This window comes from Bacillus nitratireducens (assembly GCF_001884135.1).
Classification (GTDB): domain Bacteria; phylum Bacillota; class Bacilli; order Bacillales; family Bacillaceae_G; genus Bacillus_A; species Bacillus_A nitratireducens.
Genome location: NZ_MAOC01000076.1, coordinates 30618 through 53647 on the forward strand (window position 1 = coordinate 30618; position 23030 = coordinate 53647).

Annotated in this window: 25 protein-coding genes and 2 riboswitches; of the genes, 2 read left to right on the plus strand and 23 right to left on the minus strand. The window is 37.0% G+C overall.

What is annotated here, in order from left to right:
- The 6 genes from cysC to BAU23_RS19270 all read right to left on the minus strand — a co-directional run bounded on the left by cysC (position 1) and on the right by BAU23_RS19270 (position 5181).
- Positions 1 to 594, minus strand: a complete 594-nt coding sequence (gene cysC, locus BAU23_RS19245) for an adenylyl-sulfate kinase (RefSeq protein ID WP_000380514.1) — start codon at positions 592 to 594, stop codon at positions 1 to 3.
- 12 nt (positions 595 to 606) lie between these two features.
- Complete coding sequence (sat, locus tag BAU23_RS19250; protein ID WP_000107549.1) at positions 607 to 1746, minus strand: sulfate adenylyltransferase; 1140 nt, start codon at positions 1744 to 1746, stop codon at positions 607 to 609.
- A gap of 38 nt (positions 1747 to 1784) precedes the next feature.
- On the minus strand, positions 1785 to 2489 hold the full coding sequence (locus BAU23_RS19255) for a phosphoadenylyl-sulfate reductase (protein ID WP_000959025.1): 705 nt from the start codon (positions 2487 to 2489) through the stop codon (positions 1785 to 1787).
- An 87-nt stretch (positions 2490 to 2576) separates the two neighbouring features.
- A complete protein-coding gene (locus BAU23_RS19260; protein WP_000116159.1) occupies positions 2577 to 2720 on the minus strand; it encodes a YezD family protein in 144 nt (47 codons plus the stop codon).
- Between the two features lie 72 nt (positions 2721 to 2792).
- A riboswitch (SAM riboswitch) is annotated at positions 2793 to 2901 on the minus strand.
- A 116-nt stretch (positions 2902 to 3017) separates the two neighbouring features.
- Complete coding sequence (lysA, locus tag BAU23_RS19265) at positions 3018 to 4334, minus strand: diaminopimelate decarboxylase (protein ID WP_000280664.1); 1317 nt, start codon at positions 4332 to 4334, stop codon at positions 3018 to 3020.
- Positions 4335 to 4514: 180 nt separating this feature from the next.
- Positions 4515 to 4696: riboswitch (Lysine riboswitch) on the minus strand.
- 89 nt (positions 4697 to 4785) lie between these two features.
- A complete protein-coding gene (locus BAU23_RS19270) occupies positions 4786 to 5181 on the minus strand; it encodes a DUF3888 domain-containing protein (protein ID WP_001228834.1) in 396 nt (131 codons plus the stop codon).
- A gap of 253 nt (positions 5182 to 5434) precedes the next feature.
- Here BAU23_RS19270 and BAU23_RS19275 point away from each other — a divergent pair, with 253 nt between their 5' ends.
- Both BAU23_RS19275 and pssA read left to right on the plus strand, forming a co-directional pair.
- A complete protein-coding gene (locus tag BAU23_RS19275) occupies positions 5435 to 7321 on the plus strand; it encodes an LTA synthase family protein (protein ID WP_071735028.1) in 1887 nt (628 codons plus the stop codon).
- A gap of 184 nt (positions 7322 to 7505) precedes the next feature.
- A complete protein-coding gene (gene pssA / locus BAU23_RS19280; RefSeq protein WP_000285415.1) occupies positions 7506 to 8207 on the plus strand; it encodes a CDP-diacylglycerol--serine O-phosphatidyltransferase in 702 nt (233 codons plus the stop codon).
- Positions 8208 to 8239: 32 nt separating this feature from the next.
- Here the strand turns inward: pssA and BAU23_RS19285 are convergent, their stop codons facing one another.
- From BAU23_RS19285 to ilvC, 17 genes are all read right to left on the minus strand, one after another.
- A complete protein-coding gene (locus BAU23_RS19285) occupies positions 8240 to 9211 on the minus strand; it encodes an NAD(P)-dependent oxidoreductase (protein WP_001062821.1) in 972 nt (323 codons plus the stop codon).
- Between the two features lie 144 nt (positions 9212 to 9355).
- A complete protein-coding gene (locus tag BAU23_RS19290; RefSeq protein WP_001118885.1) occupies positions 9356 to 9523 on the minus strand; it encodes a DUF4025 domain-containing protein in 168 nt (55 codons plus the stop codon).
- Between the two features lie 68 nt (positions 9524 to 9591).
- Entirely contained in the window at positions 9592 to 10611 is a 1020-nt protein-coding gene (locus BAU23_RS19295) for a histidinol phosphate phosphatase domain-containing protein (protein WP_071735029.1), read from the minus strand.
- A gap of 13 nt (positions 10612 to 10624) precedes the next feature.
- Positions 10625 to 10948 (minus strand): phosphoribosyl-ATP diphosphatase, encoded by a 324-nt coding sequence (gene hisE, locus BAU23_RS19300; protein WP_000389488.1) that lies wholly within the window; start codon positions 10946 to 10948, stop codon positions 10625 to 10627.
- Positions 10949 to 10957: 9 nt separating this feature from the next.
- Positions 10958 to 11263 (minus strand): phosphoribosyl-AMP cyclohydrolase, encoded by a 306-nt coding sequence (hisI, locus tag BAU23_RS19305; RefSeq protein WP_000803983.1) that lies wholly within the window; start codon positions 11261 to 11263, stop codon positions 10958 to 10960.
- Positions 11260 to 12018, minus strand: coding sequence for an imidazoleglycerol phosphate synthase cyclase subunit (gene hisF, locus BAU23_RS19310; RefSeq protein WP_071735030.1), 759 nt, complete (start codon positions 12016 to 12018; stop codon positions 11260 to 11262). The genes hisI and hisF overlap by 4 nt, the downstream gene beginning before the upstream one ends.
- Complete coding sequence (gene hisA / locus BAU23_RS19315; RefSeq protein WP_071735031.1) at positions 12012 to 12731, minus strand: 1-(5-phosphoribosyl)-5-[(5-phosphoribosylamino)methylideneamino]imidazole-4-carboxamide isomerase; 720 nt, start codon at positions 12729 to 12731, stop codon at positions 12012 to 12014. The genes hisF and hisA overlap by 7 nt, the downstream gene beginning before the upstream one ends.
- Positions 12704 to 13333: an imidazole glycerol phosphate synthase subunit HisH gene (gene hisH / locus BAU23_RS19320; protein ID WP_071735032.1), complete on the minus strand. Its 630-nt coding sequence runs from the start codon at positions 13331 to 13333 to the stop codon at positions 12704 to 12706. The genes hisA and hisH overlap by 28 nt, the downstream gene beginning before the upstream one ends.
- Positions 13334 to 13918, minus strand: coding sequence for an imidazoleglycerol-phosphate dehydratase HisB (gene hisB, locus BAU23_RS19325; protein ID WP_001209300.1), 585 nt, complete (start codon positions 13916 to 13918; stop codon positions 13334 to 13336). It lies immediately after the preceding gene.
- The gene (gene hisD / locus BAU23_RS19330) at positions 13918 to 15207 is read right to left on the minus strand and encodes a histidinol dehydrogenase (protein WP_000406986.1); all 1290 of its coding nucleotides are present in this window, start codon (positions 15205 to 15207) and stop codon (positions 13918 to 13920) included. The genes hisB and hisD overlap by 1 nt, the downstream gene beginning before the upstream one ends.
- An 11-nt stretch (positions 15208 to 15218) precedes the next feature.
- The gene (hisG, locus tag BAU23_RS19335) at positions 15219 to 15854 is read right to left on the minus strand and encodes an ATP phosphoribosyltransferase (RefSeq protein WP_001244495.1); all 636 of its coding nucleotides are present in this window, start codon (positions 15852 to 15854) and stop codon (positions 15219 to 15221) included.
- A complete protein-coding gene (gene hisZ, locus BAU23_RS19340) occupies positions 15830 to 17092 on the minus strand; it encodes an ATP phosphoribosyltransferase regulatory subunit (protein ID WP_000170310.1) in 1263 nt (420 codons plus the stop codon). Before hisZ ends, hisG begins: the two co-directional genes overlap by 25 nt.
- A 308-nt stretch (positions 17093 to 17400) precedes the next feature.
- A complete protein-coding gene (gene leuD / locus BAU23_RS19345; RefSeq protein WP_000433209.1) occupies positions 17401 to 17982 on the minus strand; it encodes a 3-isopropylmalate dehydratase small subunit in 582 nt (193 codons plus the stop codon).
- A complete protein-coding gene (gene leuC / locus BAU23_RS19350; RefSeq protein WP_071735033.1) occupies positions 17960 to 19354 on the minus strand; it encodes a 3-isopropylmalate dehydratase large subunit in 1395 nt (464 codons plus the stop codon). The genes leuD and leuC overlap by 23 nt, the downstream gene beginning before the upstream one ends.
- Positions 19354 to 20418, minus strand: coding sequence for a 3-isopropylmalate dehydrogenase (gene leuB / locus BAU23_RS19355; RefSeq protein ID WP_071735034.1), 1065 nt, complete (start codon positions 20416 to 20418; stop codon positions 19354 to 19356). Before leuB ends, leuC begins: the two co-directional genes overlap by 1 nt.
- A gap of 78 nt (positions 20419 to 20496) precedes the next feature.
- Complete coding sequence (leuA, locus tag BAU23_RS19360) at positions 20497 to 22017, minus strand: 2-isopropylmalate synthase (protein ID WP_000809609.1); 1521 nt, start codon at positions 22015 to 22017, stop codon at positions 20497 to 20499.
- Between the two features lies 1 nt (position 22018).
- Entirely contained in the window at positions 22019 to 23029 is a 1011-nt protein-coding gene (ilvC, locus tag BAU23_RS19365; RefSeq protein WP_001151746.1) for a ketol-acid reductoisomerase, read from the minus strand.
- Position 23030: the final 1 nt, after the last annotated feature.

Genomic DNA, 23030 nt, shown 5'->3' on the forward strand with positions numbered 1-23030 from the left:
CTATATGAAACTACGCTCTTGTAAGTACTTCACAATTTGTTCTGCACATTCTTCAATAGAATACTTGTGCGTTTCTACAATTAATTCTGCTTGTTTTGGTTCCTCATACGGTGAATCGATACCTGTAAACTCTTTAATATCACCTTTTCTTGCCTTTTTATAAAGTCCTTTCGGATCGCGTTTCTCACACTCTTCAATTGGACATTTTACAAACACTTCTATAAACTCATCCGCTATCAAAAGGTCTCTAACTTGTTTTCGGTCTACTCGAAATGGTGAAATAAACGCTGTAAGGACAACAGTTCCTTGATCAACAAATAGCTTCGCCACTTCACCAATACGTCTTATATTTTCCATACGATCACTTTCAGAAAAACCTAAATCTTTATTTAAACCTTGGCGAATATTATCCCCATCTAGCACATAATTTCCGATATTCTTTTCAAACAGTTTACGAGCAACCGCATTCGCTACTGTAGATTTACCCGAAGCAGATAAACCAGTAAACCAAACTACAAAACTGTGATGCCCATTCTTCACTCTTCTCTCATCTTTTGAAACAGAAGCTGTATGCCAAGTAATATTCGTATCCATCTCATTCTCTCCCTATTCTGTTACTACTTCTTTTTTCAGACCTTTAATTAGCACTTCCACTACTTCTTTACGACTAAATGTACTTGGCGGAATCTCACCATTCCTTAACATTTCTCGTACTTTCGTACCTGATAAGATGACACGGTCTTCTTTTCCATGCGGACACGTTTTCGTTGAAGCCATCGCTTCACATTTCGTACAGTAAAAACTATGTTCAAAAAATAGCGGCGTAATTCCTAACTCTTCTACTGTAAAGTTCGTAAAAATTTCTTGTGCTTCATAAGTCCCATAATAATCTCCTACTCCTGCATGATCGCGCCCTACAATAAAGTGGGTACAACCAAAGTTCTTTCTTACTAGTGCATGAAATATCGCTTCCCTTGGTCCTGCGTAACGCATTGCTGCAGGAAATACGCCTAAAAAGACACGGTTTTTCGGATAATAGTTTTGAAGCAGTGCTTCATAGCTTTCCATCCTTACATCAGCAGGAATATCATCTGACTTCGTTTCCCCAACGAGTGGATTTAAAAAGAGACCGTCTACAATTTCAAGAGCAGACTTTTGAATATACTCATGGGCACGATGTACTGGGTTTCTCGTTTGAAATCCGACTACTGTTTTCCAACCACGGTTTTTAAATTCTTCTCTCGTTTCAATTGGATCTAAATGATAAGAAGGAAATGGATTATTCCCAAAACGTTTTGTAAGAATAATAGCTCCTCCAACGTAAACATTTGGTCGTTCATATAATTTCTTCACTCCTGGATGGGCCTCATCCGTCGTTTTATATACAAGTAACGCCTCTTTTTCTTTATCAGGTACAAAAATATCTTCTATTTGAATGACACCATATACATTTCCATCGTTAACAAGTTTTACTTCCTCTCCGGCTTTCAGACTTTTTGCTACTTCTTCTGTTACTGGTAATGTAATCGGTATACTCCATACGCTACCATTTGCTAAACGAAGCGTTTCTACGACCGAATCATAATCTTCCTTCCCTAAAAAACCAGTAAGCGGGCTATATGCCCCTGTTGCCAACAGTTCTAAGTCACTTAACGCAATATTGTCTAGTTTAATTTCTTTTTCAATTTGTGATACGTTGTATGTCTCATCTACACGGTTTATTAATTCGTTGTTTCTTGTACTCATTTTCTATATCCCCTCTTAGCTTTATTTCAAGATTCACCTTATTGATAATGAAGACCACATTCTGTTTTCACTTTCCCAGCCCATCTACCATCTCTTGAATCACCACCATCTCCTACAGGTAGCGTACATTTCTCACACCCAATACTCGGATAGCCAACATCATGCAATGGGTTATACGGCAAACTATGTTTGTATACATATCGCCACACTTCTTTCCACGTCCAATGAATAAGTGGACAAACTTTAATAGATTGAAAGCGATGATCTTGATTTATAAACTTTGTATGCTTACGCGTTTCTGATTGTTCCCTTCTTAAGCCCGATATCCACGCTTTTTCCGCTGCTAATGATTTTTCTAACGGTAAAATTTTTCTAATCTTACAACAAAGATTCGGATTACTTTCCCATAACTTCTCACCATGTAACTTCGCTTGTTCATCAAGTGTAAGTTCCGGCTGTTTTTCCATAATATTCAATGAAGGAAATCTTTCTCGCACTTTTTGAATTAATTCATACGTTTCTTGAAAATGAACATTTGTATCCAAAAATACAACTTTAGCAGATGGATTTACTTGGTTTATAAGGTGCAGTAATACCATACCTTCTACTCCAAAGCTACATGCGTATACAATCTCATCCTTATACTCTTTATAAGCCCAACTTAATACTGACAGTGCGCCTTTCGTTTCATCTTCTTCCGAAAATGAAACACTATTTTCTTTCCACGTTTCGTACGTCAACATATTTTTTCCCCCTGTAAAAGCAAAAAGACGGCTTTAACCTATTAAAAATAGATTAAAACCGCCTCTAGTTTTTCTAGTCAGCGCTTTTTACTTTAAACGTACTTTTTCACTTTTTTCTAATTGAATCACTTTTCCATCTTGCACAACAATTGTAATTGAGCCATATTTCATATCAGCAAGCATCGCTTGAATTTTCTCAGATACTTCATCAAAATGTTCCCGTACACTCACGCGAACAGCCCCCCTTTTTATTCATAAAAAAAATCTTTCCCATTTCGAAAAGACTGTTCGGTAATATATTTTACCTTATCTTTCAAAATGGACTCCATTTTGCTGGATTTAGCACCTTGCTTTCTATAAGCAGGTTGCCGAGCTTCGTAGGGCCAGTTCCCTCAGCTTCTCTTGATAAGCTTTGTATTTGTATTTTATCACAATTCTGATTTTTTTCAATCCTAGTTTTCCGATATATTTAATTATTTTTATTTTTTAAAAGGAGTTGCCTTTACTAGACAACTCCTTCTTTCTCATTCACACCAGCTCTTTAATACGTATGCGATCGTTCCCAATGATATTTTCATATGTTTCACGTTCTACGACAATTTGTGACGTCCCGCCTTTTGCAAAGACGACAGCTGGTCTACGAATACGATTATAATTATTCGCCATCGAGTACCCATATGCCCCCGTACAAGAAATTGCTAGTAAATCAGAAGGAGCAACTTGCGGTAAGTTAATATCCCAAATCAGCATATCTCCACTTTCACAGCATTTCCCAGCAATCGAAACGAGTTCCTCATTCTCATCATTCCCTCGATTCGCCAACATCGCCTCATAACGCGCTCCATATAGAGCAGGTCTTAAATTATCTGTCATCCCACCATCGACTGAAACATATTTCCGAATACCAGGAATCTCTTTCACCGCTCCAACTGTATAAATTGTTGTTCCCGCATCACCTACGATACTACGACCTGGTTCAATCCATATTTCTGGAAGCGGGTATTCACATACTGTAAACTGCTCTCTTATCGTACTTGTTACAGCGTGCACATACGTTTCAAGTGTTAACGGTGTATCTGACTCCGTATAACGTATACCGAAACCTCCGCCCACATTCAATACTTTCACTACATAGTTTGTTCGCTCTCTCACTTCCTCTAAAAATTGACGTAATACTTCAATTGCTCGAACAAAACCAGCCGTTTCGAATATTTGTGATCCAATGTGCGAGTGAATTCCTAGCACATTATAATTTGATTTTTGCAAAGCTAGCTCAATTGCTTGCATCGCTTGACCATTTGAAACACCAAATCCAAATTTCGAATCCTCTTGACCTGTTGTTATATATTCGTGTGTATGTGCCTCTACTCCTGGCGTTACACGGATTAATATGTTCACAAACTTTCCATGTTGCACTGCTAAATCATGTAAGATTTCTAATTCCAAGAAATTATCTACGACAAAACAACCTATATTCGCCTGAAGAGCCATCACGATCTCTTCTTCTGTTTTATTATTGCCGTGAAAATGAATGCGCGATGCTGGAAATCCTGCTTGAAGCGCCGTATATAATTCCCCTCCAGAAACAACATCTAATGACATATTCTCTTCACGAGCTACTCGGCACATCTCCATGCACAAGAACGCCTTGCTTGCATATGCTACTTGATAAGAGAAACCACTTTCTTTAAAAGCACGATGAAACGCGCGGCACTTTCCTCGAATAGACTCTTCATCGTATACATAAAGTGGTGTTCCGTATTGTTTTGCTAGCTGCGTCGTATCGCACCCACCAATTTCTAAGTGTCCTTGCCCATTGATTCGGCTTGTGCCGTGTAAATACATTTGAATTCCTCCCTTATTTCCTCTAAAACTCATAACCCCAATCTGCTATTCATTGCAGCACGCTTTTAGATAGACAAAAAACGCGCGGAACAATGTTCACACGCGTTTCTTATTAGGAAAAATATATATTGAAAAAATAAACGAGTTGTTATCTCCTCAAAATAAGAAACCGCATCAACATCTCCAAATAGCTCTCCATAAAATAAATCTTATGACAGTACTACATTTATTCAATGCAGTCCCAATATATGAATAAGATGGTTATTCTTATATTTCGGCAATAGTCCCTTTCAACCTATGATCACAGATTCCATTAAATCTCCCATAGTTTACTCTTTCCTATCGCGGCCTCTACCTTTGAGAGTAGATGAGGTAAGTCTATTTAATTTTCAAACATCTAATTGTTGCTATTAACAATACCAAAGGACCATTTTATTTGTCAAACAATTTTTTATATTGTTTTTTTACAGTTTAATTTTGTATCATTTGGTAAGCGCTTTACTGAAACCTTTGTCACTTCCCATTCGCCCTCTTCGTTATTAAATGTAATCGTTACCTTCTCAAATGGTGGAGCAATTTTCCCAGCAACACGTTCATACTTCGTTACTTCAATACTCGCTTGAAATAAATATGTACCACTATACACTTTTTTTAAACTAATAATTTTAGGACATTGATAAGGCTTCAAGCTCCCATATTGTTTTTCAATTGCTTTATTTATTTTCGGAAATAAAACAGAATAAAGGGCATCTTCCATAAGAGGTGCATCATATTGTGCTACCGACACACTCGGTGAAGCAAAAAGTATAACACTACTGCATACTATAAAATATAATAATTTTCGCATTATAACCTCCGTTTTATTACTCGATTCTTTCTGTGCACGATAATTATCATACATAGAAACTCCGTTTTATTGTCTCCCACTGCCCTTTTTCTACTCAATTATTATAAAAAAGCCCACAACTCTCTTTTATTTTCGTATAATGATACTCATAGTATAATAAACATAATAATAAAGGACTGTTCGTATATATAAAATGAGGCGCTAATCAAACCGGCTCACAAGAACTGTCATGCTTTTAGGAGAGGAGTATATTATGCTACAAAATCTGTTTCCAAAACTGCGATTTGCACTAGTTGCAGTCGTTTTATTATGGATAAAAACATATATTGTGTACAAGCTAGCATTTGATATTAGAATTGATAACTTCTTTGAAGAATTTATGCTTTTTATTAACCCACTAGCTTCGTTACTTTTATTTTTTGGTTTCGCTTTACTTGCATCTAAGTACCGAAACCGAATTATTATTGTAATTAGTTTTATACTGTCATTTATTTTATTTGGAAATGCAATGTTTTACGGGTTCTATAACGATTTTGTTACTTTCCCTGTTTTATTCCAAACAAATAATATGGCTGACTTAGGGACGAGTATAAAAGAACTCTTTACGTATAAAACATTACTTTTATTTGCAGACGCAATTATTTTAATGTTTATTTCGCGTAAATTCCCATCATTTGGTGATAAAACACCACTTTCTCGCTCTGAGAAGCGAACTTTCTTTAGCGGTGTAACAGCATTATTAGCACTACAAATTGTTGTTTCAGTTATATATAAACCACAAATGTTCTCACGCTCATTTGATCGTCAAACTGTCGTGAAAAATTTAGGGTTATACACATATCATCTATTTGATATTACACTTCAATCTAAGTCTTCAGCTGAGCGTGTATTTGCAAGTGGAGACGGATTCTCTGAAATTAAAAACTATACAGACTCAAAAGATAAACAAGTTGATAAAAACTTATTTGGAGCTGCAAAGGGTAAAAATGTAATTTTAATTTCAATGGAATCTACACAAAGTTTTGTTATTAATAAAAAAATAAATGGAAAAGAGATTACTCCATTTTTAAATGAGTTTATTAAAGATAGTTTTTATTTCGATAACTTCTATCATCAAACGGGACAAGGTAAAACTTCTGATGCTGAATTTATCGTTGAAAATTCCCTCTATCCGTTAGACCGTGGTTCTGTATTCTTTACTCATGCGACAAATGAATACACTGCCACACCAGAACAATTAAAGAAATACGGATATTCTTCTGCTGTCTTCCATTCAAACGATAAAACGTTTTGGAATCGTGATGTAATGTATCCTGCGCTTGGATATGATCGTTACTTTAATTTAAATGATTACGTAGGAACGGAACAAATGTCTGTCGGTTGGGGATTAAAAGATAAAGAGTTCTTTGAGCAATCTATTCCAAAGTTAAAATCTTTACCACAACCGTTCTATACGAAATTTATTACGTTAACAAACCATTTTCCATTTCTTCTAAATCCAGCAGATCAATATGTTGATGAATTTAATTCCGAAAGTGGTGTTTTAAATCGCTACTTCCCAACCGTTCGTTACACGGATGAAGCTCTTAAATTATTTATTAAACAATTGAAAGACGAAGGACTGTATGATAATTCCGTTATTGTCATTTATGGTGATCATTACGGCATTTCTGAAAACCATAATGCAGCTATGGCTCAGTTCCTTGGGAAAGACGCTATTACACCATTTGATTCTATGCAATTACAACGCGTCCCTCTCATTATTCATGTGCCTGGCCAAGAAGGAAAAGTCATCTCTAAAGTATCTGGTCAAATTGATATTAAACCAACGTTACTTCATTTACTTGGTATTAAAACAAATCAATCCGTAGAATTTGGAACAGACTTATTTACGAAAGAAAAAGACCCTCTTATGGTAATGCGGGACGGCAGTTTTGTTTCGGAAGATTATGTTTATACAAAAAATATGTGCTATAAAAGAAGCACAGGTGAAGAAGCTGATTTAACACTATGTCAGCCTTATATTGAAAAAGCAAAAACAGAATTAAAATTATCCGACAAACTCATTTATGGAGATTTATTACGATTTGATCCTAACAATCGATATAAAACCGGAACGATGACAACGAAATTTGAATAGTGTAGGAAGCAACTTTTGTAAAGTTGCTTCCTATTTTTTTACTTATTTTTCAAATTTCTCTTCTATACAATCTTTCACAAATTGGGAATTTCTTTCGTATGAGGAAGAAATTTATGGTATGATAAAATAAGTAAACTTTCATACACTAATTAAGAATTTATTACAGAAAGCAAGGGATCAGATTTTGTATAGAGCAGCTATTCCAAACTTATTTACGCTCGGAAATTTATATAGCGGATTTTTGTCAATCGGCTATGCATCTTTAGGATATTATAAATCAGCTGCTATTTTAGTACTTATCGGGATGATGTTAGATAGTCTTGACGGTCGTGTTGCTCGTTTATTACGCGTTGATTCACAAATGGGAAAAGAGCTTGATTCACTCGCAGATGTTGTAACGTTTGGCGCGGCACCTGCTGTGTTAATGTATTACACATCTTTCTCCAACTATGGCATCATTGGACTATACATAGCGGGATTATTCCCACTGTTCGGAGCATATCGCTTAGCACGATTTAATGTAACACCATCATCGACTTCTATGAAATATTTCACTGGAGTTCCGATTACTGCAGCAGGAGGGCTTGTCGCTTTCCTAACATTATTTTCACATACCATTCCAAAAATCGTTCTTATTACAGTATTTGTAACGTTCGCATTTTTAATGGTGAGTCGTATTCGTATCCCAAGTTTAAAAGATGTACCAATTCCACGATATAGCATAATTATTACATTATTTTTAATTGGGATCATTATCACAATGTATCAAACAGGGTTCGGTAATTTTTCTGTTTTCTTATTCATTGCTATTCCACTATATATTTTGTATATGCTATCTCAATTCATTAGACAAAGACCGTCTAAAAAAACGAATAAAGAAAAATAAAAAGAAACCTTCCGAATACGGAAGGTTTCTTTTTATTTTGTAACTAATAATTTTTGAGTTACAGGTGTTACAGGTTCTTCATCGTTTAATACAGCTAAAATATTTCTCACTGCCATTTCAGCCATCGCATCACGAGTTTCGAATGTTGCATTTCCTACGTGAGGAGCAAGTACTACATTCTTTAATCCTTTTAGCTCTTCTGTAATTTTCGGTTCAAATTCAAATACGTCAAGAGCTGCACCTTCAATTTCATTCGTTTTTAGTGCATGAGCAAGTGCTGATTCATGCATAATTGGTCCACGTGAAGCATTTATAATATACGCTGTTTTCTTCATCATTTTAAACTGTTCTTCATCAATCATATGATGTAATTTCGGATTATAAGCACAGTTAATTGTAATAAAGTCCGCTGTTTGTAATAATTCTTCCAACGTTACGTATGTTGCTTCCAGTTCACTTTCAGCTTCAGGCTTTCGATTTGGTCCTGTATATAAAACATTCATTCCAAATGCTTTCGCACGCTTTGCAACTGCCTTCCCGATTTCTCCAAGGCCAATAATTCCGATTGTCTTACCGTGTACTTCGCGGCCCAAGAAGAATAATGGTGCCCATCCGTTAAATCCAGTTGTACGACATAACGTATCACCTTCAGGAATTCTACGTGCAGCTGCTAAAAGAAGTGCAAATGTTAATTCTGCTGTCGCTTCAGTTGATACTTTCGGTGTATTCGTTACCGCAATTCCTTTTCCTCCTGCATAAGTGAAATCAATATTATCGTAACCAGCACCGTAGTTTGCAACAATCTTTAAATGAGGTGCCGCATCAATAACTTCTTTCGTCACCTTTGTAGAAAGTAAGCTTAACAATGCATCTTTATCTTTTACACGCTCTGTTAATTCATCTAAAGAAATCAATTCTTCTTTATCATACATTTCTACATCATGATCCTTCAATAGTTCTAATCCGATTGCTGGAATTTTTCCTGCTACTAATATTTTCGCCACTACTAACACCTCTTCTATACAAAATAAGATATCTCTTATATTTCATTGTAAGAAATCCACATATAAAAACCAAGGAATTTGATTATAGTTTTGAAAATCGACACTTTTCCATTAAAAAAGAGGAGATACAAGTCTCCCCTCTTTTTACGCTTTTTCTTGCGATTCTTTTCCAAGCTTCACATCAATTGTTCCCTCTGCAACCGTATCGCTAATTTGCTCCTCAATAACTGACTGAGCAGTATTCGTTGTTTCAGAAGTATAAGATTGTTGCTGTGCACCTTGTACATTTTGTTTATTTTGTTGTTTCGCCATTTCTTACCCTCCTTTTTATTCTTTCTTATTTTGAACAAAAAGGGTGGTTTTCATCAAAAAATCGTTTTTTATTTTGAAACTGTTACTTCTTCTTCAAGCAATTTCATCGTTCTTACTCGTTTCGTAAAGGTAGCTATGTGGGAAATATCATGATTACGTAATGTTTTTATATTCTCTTCCACATACTTTCCTAAATCATTCGGATAATGAGCATCTGAGGAGAGAGTAATCGGAACTCCATGGTTAGCTAATACTTGTAAATAAAGCGGACTTGGACACATTTCGCGCACAGGATAGCGATAATACAATCCTGCATTTATTTCTGTTGCGGTATTCGTTTCTACTAACGCACGCGCAATTTCCTTATAATAAGAAAGCTGTTCATTCTCATCTAACCGGTAATTAAATACTTTTATGTTATCAAGATGAGCTATTATATCAAAGAGCTCAGAACGAACAGCACTTTCAACTGTAGCGAAAAAATTATGATATAGAGTATGTAACTCATGCTTACCAAAATACTCTTTCGTATCTGGATTATCAAATCCCCATCCCTCTATAAAATGGACTGAACCGATTACATAATCAAAGTCTCCTAATGCTAGTAACTCTTTTAACTCTTGTTCGCCGCCGATAAAATAATCCGCTTCAATTCCAAGTTTGAGCGTTACCCCTCGTTTACTCCATCGTTCTTTTGCCTCTTCAATCGCCTTTGTAAAATCATAAAGAGACGTTACTCTTACTTGGTCTAGCCATTCCTTCTGTAAACGACCAAGGTTTGAATCACTAATATCTACATATTTTTCATAATATCCTTTCGCCTCGTGAAAACGATATAAATGATCGACAATGCCAACTTCTTTTATCCCTTTTCGCAACGCCTCTTCTAAATATAAATCAATCCATTTCGCTGTAAATGGGCCTTCCTTTACACGTTTTTGCAGGCGTTCTTGTGTTTTCACAAGCCATTCCATAGAATGTTTTTCTTCTTTAAGCGGTTCATAATATTGTAGTGCATCATTTATTTTAGCAAGCCAGCCTATTGAATAAGGCCCTTCTTCTAAATGAAGGTGATAGTCCACTTTCATCCATATTCCCTCCTTATAATGTATCTATTTCTTTTCGATCTCCTACTCTCGAAAGCTTTCCATTTCTTTCTTTCACTTCTTGCATGACATCTTCTAATGAAATATTTTTTTCAGCTAATAGAACAAAACAGTGATAGAACACATCAACCATTTCTTTTACTAGTTCTTCTTTATCATTATTTTTAGACGCGATAATTACTTCGGTGCACTCCTCACCAATTTTCTTTAAAATTTTATCTTCACCTTTTGAAAATAAATAGTTCGTATATGATTCAGAGAGTGGATTTTTCTTTCGTTCTTCAATTGTTTCAAATAATAACTTAAGGATATCTTCCATATGTACCCCCTATATAATTTTATAGTGAAAACACGTTTTTTCTCCCGTATGGCAAGCAGGCCCTATTTGCTTTACGACAACAACGATTGAATCTTGATCACAGTCTAAATAAAGTGACTGAACATATTGGAGATTACCTGATGTTTCTCCTTTATTCCATAACGATTGTCTCGAGCGGGAATAAAACCATGTTTTTTTCGTTTCTAGCGTTCTTTCATACGCTTCTTTATTCATATAAGCTAGCATTAAAACTTCTTTCGTACCTTCTTCAATTACAACTGCTGGTAATAATCCTTTTGAAAAGTTAGGTTTCATAACCGCACCTCAACGTTTGCGTCTCTTAGTTTTCTCTTTACGTCCTGCACTGTCGCCTCGCCATAATGAAAGATGGATGCTGCTAATGCTGCGTCAACAGTTGTCTTTTGAAAGACTTCTATAATGTGATCCGCATGACCACATCCTCCAGATGCGATAACTGGGACGGAAACATTTTTTGAAATTGCTTCTGTTAACCGAAGTTCATATCCATTTTTTGTTCCATCTGCATCCATACTCGTCAGTAAAATTTCACCTGCCCCTAGCTGGACAACGCGCTTTGCCCATTCGATTGCATCCATCCCTGTATCGACTCTTCCGCCGTTCACGTATACATTCCATTTATCTTCCTCTACTTTTCTAGCATCAATTGCTACAACAATACATTGTGAGCCAAAATGTTCTGCACCTTCCTGGACTAACTTCGGATTTCTCACTGCCGCTGAGTTTATTGAAACTTTATCTGCTCCAGCTCTTAGTAAATTGTACATATCTTTAACACTTGAAATCCCTCCGCCAACTGTAAGAGGGATAAATACTTTTGAAGCTGTTTTTTCTACAACATCTATAATCGTTTTTCGTCCTTCATGCGTTGCAGTAATATCTAAAAATACAATTTCATCTGCTCCCGCATCATTATATAAAGCAGCTATTTCAACAGGATCACCGACGTCTTGTAACCCTATAAAATTTACGCCCTTTACGACTCGCCCCTCTTTCACATCTAGACATGGAATAATGCGTTTCGCTAACATAACTTTGTTACCTCTAGCACTTCTTCTAAATCAATCGTTTTCTCGTAAAGCGCCTTCCCAATTATGACGCCGTATATATTCATATCATTTAATTTTTTCACATCTTGAATAGATGCCACTCCTCCAGAAGCAATAAGACGAATGCCCACGCTTTTTTGTAGTAACTCCAATTGCTCAAAATTCGGCCCTGCAAGTGTCCCGTCTTTCGAAATGTCTGTAAACACAATCGTTTGAACACCTACATTCTCCATTTGCTTCGCTAAATCAATGTAAGAAATTTCAGACATATCAAGCCAGCCTCTCGTTGCTACAAAACCATTTTTTGCGTCAATTCCAACTATGATTTTCTCTTTGTATAGACGAACTGCTTCTTCTAAAAATACCTTATCATAAAGAGCTGCTGTTCCTAAAATTACTTTTTCTACACCGACTAACAATAACTTCTCTACTGCCGCAAGTGATCGAACTCCTCCTCCAACTTGCACAGGAATACGTACCGCCCTGCATATCCTTTCAATTACGGGCAAATTTACTGACTCCCCAGCAATTGCACCATCTAAATCAACAATGTGTAGTATTTTCGCTCCAAACTTTTCAAATATGATCGCTTGCGCAACCGGGTCTTCATTCATTACTGTTTCTTTACTAAATTCCCCTTGATAAAGTCTAACGCATCGACCTTCTTTTAAATCGATAGCTGGGAAGATTTCCATGCTTCTACCACCCCTTTGAAATTTTTCAACATTTGCATTCCAATGTCACCACTTTTTTCAGGATGAAACTGTGCGCCGTATATATTTCCTTTTGCTACAAAACCAGGTACTTGCACTCCATACTCACTTGCCCCATACACAATTTCATTTGGACAATCTGCATAATAAGAGTGGACATAATATACGAAAGAACCGTCCTCTACTCCATTCCAAAGCGATATTTCTCCCTCTTTCTTTAACTCATTCCACCCCATATGTGGAATTTTATAAGGAACTTTTAACTTTCTAATGATACCTGGCAATAAATTTAATCCGTTACAGTCTTGTAGTTCCTCACTTTTTTCAAATAAAAGCTGCATTCCTAAGCAAATGCCTAGAAGCGGTTTTCCTGAACTCCCAACTTCTTTTAGCACACATACTAAATCTTTTTCTTCTAAAACGTCCATTGCTTTCGGAAATGCGCCTACTCCTGGTAAAATCACTCCATCACTTCTAAAAATCTCTTCTTTATCACTCGTTACAATGTACTCTGCTCCAATATATTTTAATGCTTGTTCTACACTACGAATATTTCCCATTCCATAATCTATAATGGCAATCAATTACAACATCCCTTTCGTTGAATTTACACCAGTAATGTTGGCATTTCTTTCGACTGCTTCTCTAAGCGCTCTACCAAACGCTTTAAATAATGCTTCAATTTTGTGATGTGTATTGCTTCCGTATAAGATGCGAGCATGTAATGTAATATTGGCAGCATGAGCAACTGCTCTAAAAAATTCTTCCGTTAATTCTGTGTCAAAATCTCCAAGCTTCGGATTTGTTAATTCTCCTTGAAATACAATATATGAGCGTCCGCTTATATCAATTGCGACAAAACCTAAAGACTCATCCATCGGTACATATGCTGAGCCGTACCTGTTAATCCCCTCTTTATTTTGCAACGCTTCTTTCAAGCAAGTTCCGAGTACAATTCCAACATCTTCAACTGTATGATGCGCATCAACGAATACATCGCCTTCCGCCTCCACTTGCAAACCGAATCTTCCATGCCTTGCAAATAAAGTTAACATATGATCAAAGAATCCAACTCCCGTTTGCACAGAAACATTTTTGCTTTCATCGAGCTGCAAACTTAATTTTATTTTTGTTTCTGTCGTCTCACGTATTTGACTGGACTCACGCATTATTCTTCCTCCTCAAATCTTATTTGAATTGCTCTCGCATGCGCATGTAACCCTTCTTTATTTGCAAGTTCTACAATATGATGTTGTACATCTCTTAACGCTTCCTCCGTATAAGATAGAAAGCTTGATTTTTTCACGAAATCATCGACTGATAACGGTGAGAAAAACCTTGCCGTTCCACTTGTCGGTAACACATGATTCGGTCCTGCTAAATAATCACCGAGCGGTTCCGGTGCATATGGTCCAAGAAAGATAGATCCTGCATGTTTCACATACGCTAGAGTATTCATCGGCTCTTTTATATGTAACTCTAAATGTTCTGGAGCGATTTCATTCGATAACTTTAGTGCCTCCTCTAAAGAAGGAACGATAAAGATGGCTCCATTTCTATTTATCGATTCACGTGCGATTTCACTTCTTGGTAATGTCGCTAGCTGTCTTTCTATCTCTCTTTCTACTTCTTTCGCTAACTCTATACTCGTTGTAATGCAAATCGCTGTAGCTCTTACGTCATGCTCTGCTTGTGATAATAAATCAGCAGCGATATATTTTGCATTTCCTGTTTCATCAGCGATAACTACAATTTCTGATGGTCCAGCAATCATATCGATATTTACTATTCCGTATACTTCTCGTTTCGCTAGAGCGACGTACAAATTTCCTGGTCCAACTATTTTATCCACTTTCGGAATCGATTCCGTCCCGTATGCTAAAGCAGCAATTGCTTGCGCACCACCTATCGCATAAATTTCATCTACTCCTGCAAGGCTTGCAGCAACTAAAATATGTGGATCAATTCCTCCTTGCCTTGGTGGTGTCACCATTACAATTTTTTTCACGCCTGCGATTTTTGCTGGCAATACATTCATCAACACTGACGAAGGATACGAAGCAGTTCCGCCAGGCACATATACCCCTACATTTTCTAAAGGCCGAATGATTTGTCCTCTAATGATGCCCTCACTCGTGCAATCGAACATCGATTGTCTTTTTTGCTTTTCATGATACGAGATAATATTTTTCTTTGCCTCTTTTAACGCATCTAAAAATGAATTCTCTACAAACCTACGCGCTTGTTTTATTTCTTCCTCACTTACAAGAAACTCTTTAACCTCCACACCATCGAACTTTTTTGTATAGAAAGATACAGCCTCATCTTTACTCTCCCTTACATTTTGAACGATTTCGCTTACACTTCTTTGAACAGTTTCTTCTATTATATTAGCGTTTTCACGTAGCAATTTTATTTTCGATAACGCCTTTTGAAAATCTTCACAAACTATCTCCATTACAAGTCCCCCTATTTTCCTGACAAAATTTCTTGCTCCATCATATTTATAATACCGAATATTTCGTCTTTTTTAGTTTTTAATGCAGCCTTATTTACAATCATTCGAGCAGATATAGAACACATTTCCTCAAATACAATGAGTCCATTTTCTTGTAATGTTTTTCCTGTTTCAACAATATCAACAATCGCATCTGCCAATCCAAGAATAGGAGCGATTTCTACAGAACCTTCTATTTTTATAATCTCTACATCCTCCCCTTTATCATGAAAATAGTTAGAAGTAATATGTGGATATTTCGTAGCAATGCGTTTCTTCCGGTAGCTCTTCGGATTATAAGTAGGAATAGAAGCAACACAAAACTTACACACACCTACTCCTAAATCCAACATTTCATAAATATCTTTCTCGTTTTCCATTAAAATATCTTTTCCAACGACCCCAATATCAGCTACTCCATGTTCTACATAAGTAGCAACATCTACTGCTTTCACTAAAATAAATGAGATATCTGTATTTCTACTTTGAAAGACAAGCTTTCGTCCTTTATTTTTGAGCTCCGAACAATCAATTCCAATCTGCTCAAACAACGGAATCACATGCTTCTCTAATCTTCCTTTCGTTAACGCAATTTGAATGTTACGCATGAAGTTTCTCCTTCTTTCTGGAATACCCATTTCTCTTTCCATACATATTCCACTAATGATTCGTTCTTTGCCTCTACGACCGTTACTATTTTATTTTTTCTGGCAAATTGAAAGGTCTCGTTTAAATTAGGGAATAAAGATAGCTCTACTTTTTTCCCGTCCTTTTGAAGTAAATTTCGTAATCTTTCCGCTTCTGCTAATCTATTTAACTCATAATGAATCATAATATCTATTTTCTTTCGTTCATATGGTTCTTGCTGCTCTTGCAGCGCCTTCACAATTTGATTGACTTGCACCGCGAGTCCAACAGCCGGCAGCATCTCTCCAAAATTCCCAATTAACTCATCATATCTTCCTCCACTAACAATTTCTTCTCCAATTTCATATATATACCCTTTGAAAATAACACCTGTATAATAATCCAAATGTTGAATCATACCTAAATCAATTGAGATGTAAGATCCATATCCTAGTTTTTCAATTGCTTCATATATTTCTTTCACTCTGGCAATCGCCATTTTCATTTCATTACTTGAGGCGAGCTTTTCCGCTTCCTCAATAACTTCTAAATTTCCAAATAGCCTTGGCAATTTCTCAAGTAATCTTACTGTTTCATCACATCGATCTAATTTCTTTTCTCTAATAAAATTTGATAGAGCAGCATAATTTTTACTTTCAATATATGTTCTAAGCACACTCTCTTCTTCATCACGAATGGAGAGTTTTTTTACAATACATTTATATAACTGTACTTGCCCAATCTCAATTGTAAAAGATTGCACCTTTAACTTTTGAAGTGCCTGAATAACACTTATTACGCATTCAATTTCAGCTCTTACATTATCAATCCCGATAATTTCAATACCACTTTGTACGATTTCATTATATTTTCCAGAATGGGACTCATTCGCCCGAAATACATTCCCGCTATACGTCAGTTTAAGTGGAGTATCCCACCTCTGCGTTCCCATCACTCTCGCTAAAGGAATTGTCATATCTGGGCGTAACACGATAATCCGTCCTTTTTCATCAAAAAATTTATACATCTTTTCCTCATCTATCGGCCTGTTTTGAAATGCAAAAACATCATAAAATTCTATTGTCGGTGTCCTTATTTCTTCATAACCTCGCTCTAAAAAAGTACGCCTTAATTTCTGTTCTACTTCTTCAATTAACGTACATTCTTCGAATAAATAGTCCCTCGTTCCATTTGGGTTTGCCCGTTTCCATTTTGTCATCTAAATTCTCACACCTTTCCCTTTCTAATGTATGCCTATTTCATTCACCTAAACCGAAAATAAAAAGAGCCTTGTAGACAAAATACCTACAAGGCTCTTTAGTAGAGTGTAGGTACAACGGGAATAACCCTTGTGCCTACACGTTTTCACGCTAGGTTCAAGGGTTTTATGTATGATGATGTAGTTGTGTAAGCATTTTAATAGATTGCACGATATTCATAATACTTACTCCCTTTCTCCTCTGATTTTTACATAGTATATAATACTTAATTCTGAATGTAAATACATTTTAAAAATTCCGTTATTTCTTAATATAAAGCTAAATTCCTTTCATACTCTCCAATTTCTTGTTCATATTGCATCGTAATACTAATTTCGTCTAGACCATTTAATAATTTTTCTTTCCACATTTTCTCGATTGTAAAATGAAACCTGTGCGTATTCGTAGTAATTACTTCATTCTCTAAATCGACTTCCATTTGATCTCTCGCATCCGTTTTGGCAAGTTGTTCACGAGTTTCTTTATCCATTACAATCGGTAACATACCATTCTTCATACAATTCATATAAAAAATATCTGCAAATCCTCCGGCGATAATAACGCGGAAACCATAATCAGCAAGTGCCCACGGAGCATGTTCTCTTGAAGAACCACATCCAAAATTATCACCTGTAATTAATATACTTGCTCCTTTTCGTTCTTGTGCATTAAGAGGGAAATTAGGATTTTCATGACGCTCATTATCGTAGCGCCACTCATCAAATAAATACTGTCCAAATCCCGTCCTTTCAATTCTCTTTAAATATTGCTTCGGAATAATTTGATCTGTATCAATGTTATCATTCATAAGTACTGCGGCAGTACCTTTATGAATACGAAATGGCTCCATCGTAACTCTCCTTTCTAATATCAACAAAATGCCCATATAACGCAGCCGCCGCTGCCATTGCCGGGCTAACTAAATGCGTTCGTGCTCCTTTTCCTTGTCTTCCTTCAAAATTACGATTTGAAGTAGATGCACAATGTTCTCCTTCAGGTACTTGATCTGGATTCATTCCAAGACACATTGAACATCCGGGTTCTCTCCATTCAAATCCAGCTTCTTCAAATATGTGATGTAGTCCTTTTTGCATCGCAGCTTCTCTTACCTTTTTAGACCCAGGCACAACAAGTGCTCGCACACCATCTTTTACCTTTCTCCCTTTTACAACAGATGCGGCAATTTCTAAATCAGATAGCCTGGAATTTGTACAAGATCCAATGAAAACATGCTGAACTGGAATTTCAAAAGTGCTTTGTCCAGGACTCAATCCCATATACGAAAATGCTCTTTCATCATTTTCATCATGCTTTTCTGGTAATTTTTCATCAATGCGAACACCCATACTAGGATTTGTTCCCCAAGTAACATACGGTGCTAAATCCGTAACATCTATCGAAATATGTAAATCATAAATTGCATCTGAATCTGTATAAAGCTCCGACCATATTTCCGTAAAACTTCCATAGTCTTTCGGTGCATATTTACGACCTTTTACATAAGAAAATGTTTTTTCATCTGGTGCAATGATACCAGCCTTCGCTCCTCCTTCAATTGCCATATTGCAAAGTGTCATTCTCTCTTCCATCTCCATAGCTTGAATCGTCTCACCGTAAAATTCCATTACATATCCGGTTCCAACTGCTACGCCGTACTTTGAAAGGAGATGTAAAATAATATCTTTTGCATACACACCTTTCTGTAACTTTCCTTTTAATTCAATACCCATCGCTTTCGGTTTTCGTTGCCATAACGTTTGAGTTGCCAATACGTGTTCCACTTCACTCGTACCAATACCAAATGCTAGCGCTCCGAAAGCACCGTGGGTTGCTGTATGACTATCACCGCAAACAATTGTTTTTCCTGGCTGTGTGAGTCCAAGTTCTGGTCCGATAACATGAACAATCCCTTGCTCTTCATCACCAATATCAGCTAATGACACTTGAAATTGTTTGCAGTTCTCACGAAGTGTATCCAATTGCTGCTTCGCAATACGATCCGTAATATTCCAAACATCTTTCGTTGGAATATTATGATCCATCGTTGCAAATGTTAATTCTGGTCTCCGAACAGTTCTATTTGTAAGCCGCAAGCCTTCAAAGGCTTGCGGTGACGTTACTTCATGAACGAGATGAAGATCGATATATAATAAATCCAATCCATTTTCGTTTGTCGCAACTACATGTCTCTCCCAAAGCTTATCTAGTAATCTTTTTCCCATTATCGTCCTCTCCCTACTAGTGCTTGCTCTTCCATCTCTTGTATAACTGCCTTCGTAAATGAAGTTGTCGTCTCATTTCCCCCAATATCTGCTGTATATTTTCCAGATTGAAGAACTGCAGATATTGCGGATTCAATTGCATACCCTTCTCTCGTTAATCCAAATGATTGCCCAAGCATCATTGCAACAGAACGCAACATTGCGATTGGGTTCGCCTTATTTCTCCCCGCAATATCCGGTGCTGATCCGTGAATAGGCTCATATAATGAAGGACCATTTTCCGCATGGCTTGCTGATGGAAGCATTCCTAACGATCCTGCTAATACAGAAGCCTCGTCACTTAAAATATCACCAAATAAATTTTCTGTTACGATAACGTCAAATCGACCTGGATTACGAATTAATTCCATAGCGGCTGCATCGACTAAAATATGCTCTAATTCAACATTTGGATAGCGAAGGGCTACTTCTTCCGTAACAGTTCTCCATAGTTTACTAGACTCTAAAACATTTGCCTTATCAATAGATGTAACTTTTTTCTTCCGTTTGCTCGCTAATTGAAAAGCATACGAAACGATACGTTCAATTTCATGACGATGATACGTAAGTGTATCGGTTGCTACTTCATCCGTTCGTTCTTTCGGATAAGAAAAATAAATACCGCCTGTTAATTCACGAACAACAACGAAATCAATTTCATCAGCGTTTTTTAATGGCGATAAATGTGCAGTTGCGCTTTCTACCGTTACAGGTCGAACATTCGCAAATACACCAAGTCCTTTTCTTAAAGCTAATAATCCTTTCTCTGGCCTTTCTTTCGCACCATCCCACCGTGGACCACCAACCGCTCCAAGTAAAACCGCATCACTTGCTAAACAAGCGGCAAGTGTTCGTTGTGGTAATGGTTGCCCGGTTAAGTCGATAGCACTCCCGCCAAAGTACTCATCTTGTAAATGAAAATGATGTCCATATAGCCTCTCTACCATATGCAATACTTCCTTCGCACTTTCCATAATTTCCGGACCAACACCATCACCAGCTAAGCAAACGATACGTTTTTCCAATTTCAACACTCCTTTTTAACTGAATTTTCAGAACTTTAATTTGATAGGTGAGGAAAGCTTCTCTCACCTATCAAACACTTATTTCACAAGCGCTATAAGAGATTTTAATTTCCCTGCTGCATGGACATAAGCTCTCGCCGATGCTTCCAATACGTCTTGCGCAACGCCAAAACCTGATACTTGATGCGTGCCTTCTTTTAATTCAACATGAACATGAGCCAGTGCGTCTTGACCTTGTGTAATAGATTGTATGCGATAATCCGCTAAGTCACATTCTAATCCTAAAATTCTTTGAATTGCATTATAGATTGCTTCTATACTTCCAGAACCAGTTGCTGCATCTTCATACATATTTCCTTCCTCATCTTTTAGTACAACTGTTGCACACTGCGTACTATTGGATACGAAATGTACTTGTAATTGCGTAATACTATATTGTTGTGCCGAAAATGCTGCTTCGCCCAGCATAAGCGCGCGTAAATCTTCTTCTGTAATTTCCTTTTTACGATCAGCCAATTTTTTAAATGCTTCAAACACCGCATCTCGTTCTTCTTTTGTAAATTCATAGCCTAGTTCTTTCATTTTTTCCGTAAATGCGTGACGACCAGAATGTTTTCCAAGTACAAATAGATTTTGAGATTCACCTATAAGCGCCGGTTCAATAATTTCATATGTCGTCACTTCTTTTAAAACACCGTCTTGATGAATACCTGATTCATGAGCAAATGCATTTGCTCCAACAATCGCTTTATTTTTTGGTACAACCATACCTGTTAAACGACTTACTAATGTACTTGTCGCTTTAATTTCTTTTAACGTCATAGAAGACTCTGCTTCATAGAAATCTTTTCTAATATGAAGAGCAACTGCGACCTCTTCTAGAGCTGCATTCCCCGCTCTTTCTCCAATCCCATTAATCGTTCCTTCTACTTGTAACGCTCCGCCTTCAACTGCAGCTAACGAATTCGCTACCGCCATCCCAAGATCATCGTGACAGTGACAAGAGAAAATTGTTTTTTCATACGAAGGAACGGATTCTTGTAAGTATTTAAAAAGAGAATAATATTCTTCTGGATTCGTATATCCAACTGTATCAGGAATATTGATTACATTCGCTCCTGCACGAATCGCTACTTCTACTGCTTCAGCTAAAAATGCTCTCGATGTTCTTGTCGCATCTTCTGCTGAAAATTGCACTGTCGGAAATAATGATTTCCCGAGCGTAACCGAGCGATGTATGCTATCTAATACATCTTCTTTTGACATACAAAGCTTATATTTCATATGAATGTCACTTGTAGCTAAAAATACGTGTAAACGAGGAGAGACAGCGCCTTTCACAGCTTCATAGGCTCTTCGAATATCACTTTCTTTCGCTCTAGCTAAACTCATAACCGTAGCATTTTGAATGGTATTTGCGATACGTTTTACCGATTGAAAATCACCTTCAGAAGCTGCTGCGAATCCCGCTTCCATTACATTAATACCAAGTCTCTCTAGTTGCCTTGCAATCTGTAATTTCTCTTGTTCATTTAAATTAACTCCTGGTGATTGTTCGCCATCACGAAGCGTCGTATCCATGAACAAAATCTGCTTCATATTATTTAATCCCTACCTTTACTCGTGGCTGTACGAAAGGCATCATTTCACGTAATTTACGTCCAACTACTTCGATTTCATGTTCATTTTCTTTCTCATTTGTCGCCTGGAAATTTGGTCTTCCTGCTTTATGCTCTGCAATCCAACCTCTTGCAAATGTACCATCTTGAATTTCTGCTAACACTTCTCCCATCGCTTTCTTCGTATCTTCAGTAACAACGCGTGGTCCTGATACGAAGTCTCCCCACTGCGCTGTATCTGAAACTGAATATCTCATATTTTCAAGTCCACCTTCGTACATAAGATCAACAATGAGTTTCAATTCATGTAAACACTCAAAATATGCAAGTTCAGGTTGATATCCTGCATCAACTAACGTTTCAAATCCAGCTTTTACTAGTGCAGTTACTCCGCCGCAAAGCACAGCTTGCTCTCCAAATAAATCTGTTTCTGTTTCTTCTTTAAACGTCGTTTCTAATACACCAGCTCTCGTCGCTCCAATTCCATCTGCATAAGAAAGTGCCTTTTCAGTCGCAACTCCTGTTGCATCTTGATAGACTGCAAATAATGCAGGAACAGCCCCGCCCTCAGCAAATGTACGGCGCACTAGATGCCCCGGACCTTTCGGCGCTACTAGAAATACATCTACATTAGCTGGCGGTTTTACTTGATCAAAGTGAACATTAAAGCCATGTGCGAATACAAGAGAATTCCCGCCTTGTAAGTTTGGTGCAATTTCAGCTTCATATACTTCTGGCTGTAGTTCATCCGGTAGTAGAATCATTACTACATCCGCTTTTTTGGCAGCTTCCGCTACTGTATATACAGAAAATCCATCTTCTTTCGCCTTTTCCCATGACTTTCCTTTTCTCAGTCCAACTACTACATCAAATCCGTTATCACGTAAGTTTTGCGCATGCGCATGGCCTTGCGATCCATATCCGATAATTGCTACTTTCTTTTCCTTTAATACATTTACCGTCACGTCTTTTTCATAATAAACTTTTGCCATT